Origin of the sequence: Stenotrophomonas sp. Y6 (assembly GCF_022436665.1) — a bacterium.
Classification (GTDB): domain Bacteria; phylum Pseudomonadota; class Gammaproteobacteria; order Xanthomonadales; family Xanthomonadaceae; genus Stenotrophomonas; species Stenotrophomonas acidaminiphila_A.
The window spans coordinates 1-5,358 of record NZ_JAKUKB010000021.1; the positions used below are offsets into that span (position 1 = coordinate 1).

Consider the following 5,358-nt stretch of genomic DNA (forward strand, 5'->3'; position numbering starts at 1 on the left):
GGGTAAAGCCCCTGGCGATGACCTACTCTCGCATGGCTTGAGCCACACTACCATCGGCGCAGCTGCGTTTCACTTCCGAGTTCGGGATGGGATCGGGTGGTTCCACAGCGCTAATTTCACCAGGGAGAGGGTTGGAGGGTCGCTATCCGTTGGAGCAGGATAAAGCGCCAGCCTCTCGTAGGTCTTGTGACGTAGCGTGCACTTGGGTCTATCGACATGTCATGTCGGCCAAGGCAACTTGAGGTTATATGGTCAAGCCACACGGATCATTAGTATCAGTTAGCTCAACGCGTTGCCGCGCTTACACACCTGACCTATCAACCACGTAGTCTACATGGTTCCTTCAGGGGGCTTGTGCCCCGGGAAGTCTCATCTTGAGGCGCGCTTCCCGCTTAGATGCTTTCAGCGGTTATCGCTTCCGAACATAGCTACCCGGCAATGCCACTGGCGTGACAACCGGAACACCAGAGGTTCGTCCACTCCGGTCCTCTCGTACTAGGAGCAGCCCCTCTCAAACTTCCAACGCCCATGGCAGATAGGGACCGAACTGTCTCACGACGTTCTGAACCCAGCTCGCGTACCACTTTAAATGGCGAACAGCCATACCCTTGGGACCGACTACAGCCCCAGGATGTGATGAGCCGACATCGAGGTGCCAAACACCGCCGTCGATATGAACTCTTGGGCGGTATCAGCCTGTTATCCCCGGAGTACCTTTTATCCGTTGAGCGATGGCCCTTCCATACAGAACCACCGGATCACTAAGTCCTACTTTCGTACCTGCTTGATCCGTCGATCTTGCAGTCAAGCACGCTTATGCCTTTGCACACAGTGCGCGATGTCCGACCGCGCTGAGCGTACCTTCGAGCTCCTCCGTTACTCTTTAGGAGGAGACCGCCCCAGTCAAACTACCCACCATACACGGTCCCCGACCCGGATAACGGGCCTAGGTTAGAACGTCAAGCACGACAGGGTGGTATTTCAAGGATGGCTCCACTGCAGCTGGCGCCACAGTTTCATAGCCTCCCACCTATCCTACACAGACGAACTCAACGTTCAGTGTAAAGCTATAGTAAAGGTTCACGGGGTCTTTCCGTCTTGCCACGGGAACGCTGCATCTTCACAGCGATTTCAATTTCACTGAGTCTCGGGTGGAGACAGCGCCGCTGTCGTTACGCCATTCGTGCAGGTCGGAACTTACCCGACAAGGAATTTCGCTACCTTAGGACCGTTATAGTTACGGCCGCCGTTTACTGGGGCTTCGATCAAGAGCTTCGCCTTGCGGCTGACCCCATCAATTAACCTTCCAGCACCGGGCAGGCGTCACACCCTATACGTCCACTTTCGTGTTTGCAGAGTGCTGTGTTTTTGATAAACAGTCGCAGCGGCCTGGTCACTTCGACCATCGCCAGCTATAGCCCGCATGGGCCACCGGCAATGGTGCACCTTCTCCCGAAGTTACGGTGCCATGTTGCCTAGTTCCTTCACCCGAGTTCTCTCAAGCGCCTGAGAATTCTCATCCTACCCACCTGTGTCGGTTTACGGTACGGTCTGCGTAAGCTGAAGCTTAGGAGCTTTTCCTGGAAGCGTGGTATCAGTGACTTCGTCTTAAAGACTCGTCTCGGTGCTCGGTCTTGAAGGATCCCGGATTTGCCAAAGATCCAAACCTACCGCCTTTCCCCAGGACAACCAACGCCTGGTACACCTAACCTTCTCCGTCCCTCCATCGCACTTACGCGAGGTGCAGGAATATTAACCTGCTTCCCATCGACTACGCATTTCTGCCTCGCCTTAGGGGCCGACTCACCCTGCGCCGATTAACGTTGCGCAAGGAAACCTTGGGCTTTCGGCGTGCGGGTTTTTCACCCGCATTATCGTTACTCATGTCAGCATTCGCACTTCCGATACCTCCAGCAAGCTTCTCAACTCACCTTCACAGGCTTACGGAACGCTCCTCTACCGCGCATAACAAAGTTATGCACCCCAAGCTTCGGTTCTGTGCTTAGCCCCGTTAAATCTTCCCCGCAGACCGACTCGACCAGTGAGCTATTACGCTTTCTTTAAAGGGTGGCTGCTTCTAAGCCAACCTCCTGGCTGTCTGTGCCTTTCCACATGGTTTTCCACTTAGCACAAAATTTGGGACCTTAGCTGTGGGTCTGGGTTGTTTCCCTTTTCACGACGGACGTTAGCACCCGCCGTGTGTCTCCCATACAGTCCGTCTCGGTATTCGGAGTTTGCAATGGTTTGGTAAGTCGCGATGACCCCCTAGCCATAACAGTGCTCTACCCCCGAGAGGATACATATGAGGCGCTACCTAAATAGCTTTCGAGGAGAACCAGCTATCTCCGGGTTCGATTAGCTTTTCACTCCTAATCACACCTCATCCCCTACCTTTGCAACGGGAGTGGGTTCGGGCCTCCAGTGCGTGTTACCGCACCTTCACCCTGGGCATGACTAGATCACCCGGTTTCGGGTCTACTGCCCGCGACTATGCGCCCTTATCAGACTCGGTTTCCCTTCGCCTCCCCTATACGGTTAAGCTTGCCACGAACAGTAAGTCGCTGACCCATTATACAAAAGGTACGCAGTCACTCTTTCGAGCTCCTACTGCTTGTACGCACACGGTTTCAGGTTCTATTTCACTCCCCTCTCCGGGGTTCTTTTCGCCTTTCCCTCACGGTACTGGTTCACTATCGGTCGGTCAGTAGTATTTAGCCTTGGAGGATGGTCCCCCCATGTTCAGACAGGGTTTCACGTGCCCCGCCCTACTCGTCTTCACTGGAATGGCCCTTTCAAATACAGGGCTATCACCTTCTATGGCCGGCCTTTCCAGACCGTTTTTCTAGAACCATACCAGCTTAAGGGCTGTTCCCCGTTCGCTCGTCGCTACTCAGGGAATCTCGGTTGATTTCTTTTCCTCTGGTTACTTAGATATTTCAGTTCACCAGGTTCGCTTCCAGCAGCTATGTATTCACTGCAGGATACCGCCGGAGCGGTGGGTTTCCCCATTCGGACATTACCGGATCAAAGCTTGTTGCCAGCTCCCCGATACTTTTCGCAGGCTGCCACGTCCTTCATCGCCTCTGACCGCCAAGGCATCCACCGTGTGCGCTTATTCGCTTGACCATATAACCGCAAGTTGCCTTGGGTCATATGCGCATGGGGGTACAAAGCCCACGCACGAATATAACGACTCAATCAATAAAGAGACTTGCGTCTCTCGCCTTAGCCTCACGACACGTCGAGATAGACATCTCAAACGCTCGCTACGTCACAAGTTTTAAAAGAACAGGAAACGGCCACAATGCCGTACCCAATCAATTCTTTCGTATGCGCCAATCATTCAGAGTGGTGGGTCTGGGAGGACTCGAACCACCGACCTCACCCTTATCAGGGGTGCGCTCTAACCACCTGAGCTACAGACCCAAGTTCTGTCGAAGCTTAGTGGTGGAGCCTGTCGGGATCGAACCGACGACCCCCTGCTTGCAAAGCAGGTGCTCTCCCAGCTGAGCTAAGGCCCCAAAACGGGACTTATCCAAACCGGGCTTTCCCGGCGTGGAACTCTGAATGCAGGTCTCTTGTGAGGACGCCTGACAGGCGATGCTGTCATGCTCAAAAGGAGGTGATCCAGCCGCACCTTCCGATACGGCTACCTTGTTACGACTTCACCCCAGTCATCGGCCACACCGTGGCAAGCGCCCTCCCGAAGGTTAAGCTACCTGCTTCTGGTGCAACAAACTCCCATGGTGTGACGGGCGGTGTGTACAAGGCCCGGGAACGTATTCACCGCAGCAATGCTGATCTGCGATTACTAGCGATTCCGACTTCATGGAGTCGAGTTGCAGACTCCAATCCGGACTGAGATAGGGTTTCTGGGATTGGCTCACCGTCGCCGGCTTGCAGCCCTCTGTCCCTACCATTGTAGTACGTGTGTAGCCCTGGCCGTAAGGGCCATGATGACTTGACGTCATCCCCACCTTCCTCCGGTTTGTCACCGGCGGTCTCCTTAGAGTTCCCACCATTACGTGCTGGCAACTAAGGACAAGGGTTGCGCTCGTTGCGGGACTTAACCCAACATCTCACGACACGAGCTGACGACAGCCATGCAGCACCTGTGTCACGGTTCCCGAAGGCACCAATCCATCTCTGGAAAGTTCCGTGCATGTCAAGGCCAGGTAAGGTTCTTCGCGTTGCATCGAATTAAACCACATACTCCACCGCTTGTGCGGGCCCCCGTCAATTCCTTTGAGTTTCAGTCTTGCGACCGTACTCCCCAGGCGGCGAACTTAACGCGTTAGCTTCGATACTGCGTGCCAAATTGCACCCAACATCCAGTTCGCATCGTTTAGGGCGTGGACTACCAGGGTATCTAATCCTGTTTGCTCCCCACGCTTTCGTGCCTCAGTGTCAGTGTTGGCCCAGGCAGTCGCCTTCGCCACGGATGTTCCTCCTGATCTCTACGCATTTCACTGCTACACCAGGAATTCCACTACCCTCTGCCACACTCTAGTCGCCCAGTTTCCATCGCCATTCCCAGGTTGAGCCCAGGGCTTTCACGACAGACTTAAACAACCACCTACGCACGCTTTACGCCCAGTAATTCCGAGTAACGCTTGCACCCTTCGTATTACCGCGGCTGCTGGCACGAAGTTAGCCGGTGCTTATTCTTTGGGTACCGTCAGAACAACCGGGTATTAACCGGCTGCTTTTCTTTCCCAACAAAAGGGCTTTACAACCCGAAGGCCTTCTTCACCCACGCGGTATGGCTGGATCAGGCTTGCGCCCATTGTCCAATATTCCCCACTGCTGCCTCCCGTAGGAGTCTGGACCGTGTCTCAGTTCCAGTGTGGCTGATCATCCTCTCAGACCAGCTACCGATCGTCGCCTTGGTGGGCTCTTACCCCGCCAACTAGCTAATCGGGCATCGGCTCATTCAATCGCGCAAGGTCCGAAGATCCCCTGCTTTCACCCGTAGGTCGTATGCGGTATTAGCGTAAGTTTCCCTACGTTATCCCCCACGACAGAGTAGATTCCGATGCATTCCTCACCCGTCCGCCACTCGCCACCCGTAAGAGCAAGCTCTTACTGTGCTGCCGTTCGACTTGCATGTGTTAGGCCTACCGCCAGCGTTCACTCTGAGCCAGGATCAAACTCTTCACTTAAAACTACATGCCCGAAGGCAAATGCTTTAGCTGCAGATGTTCAATCTCTGGCAACGTTTCGCTTGCTTTAACAAACTATTCATTGCTTGATCAAACGTCTGCAAGATGGACAGTCATCCACTCCTGCAGGCGCCCTCACAAGATACCTGCGCATACTTTCAAAGAACTTCGGAATCGGCCTCAGCGCCTTCTTCCT

General features: G+C 54.3%; 2 tRNA genes and 3 rRNA genes. All 5 read right to left on the bottom strand.

Annotated features, from left to right (window positions below):
- Nucleotides 1-9: 9 nt before the first annotated feature.
- Nucleotides 10-124: ribosomal RNA gene (gene rrf, locus MKP15_RS16895) — 5S ribosomal RNA — on the bottom strand.
- Nucleotides 125-248: 124 nt separating this feature from the next.
- Nucleotides 249-3,126, bottom strand: a 23S ribosomal RNA gene (locus tag MKP15_RS16900).
- Nucleotides 3,127-3,349: 223 nt separating this feature from the next.
- Nucleotides 3,350-3,426 (bottom strand) — tRNA-Ile (locus tag MKP15_RS16905).
- Between the two features lie 19 nt (nt 3,427-3,445).
- Nucleotides 3,446-3,521 (bottom strand) — tRNA-Ala (locus tag MKP15_RS16910).
- A 94-nt stretch (nt 3,522-3,615) separates the two neighbouring features.
- A 16S ribosomal RNA gene (locus MKP15_RS16915) occupies nt 3,616-5,162 on the bottom strand.
- The 16S, 23S and 5S rRNA genes sit together here with 2 tRNA genes alongside, the layout of an rRNA operon.
- Nucleotides 5,163-5,358: the final 196 nt, after the last annotated feature.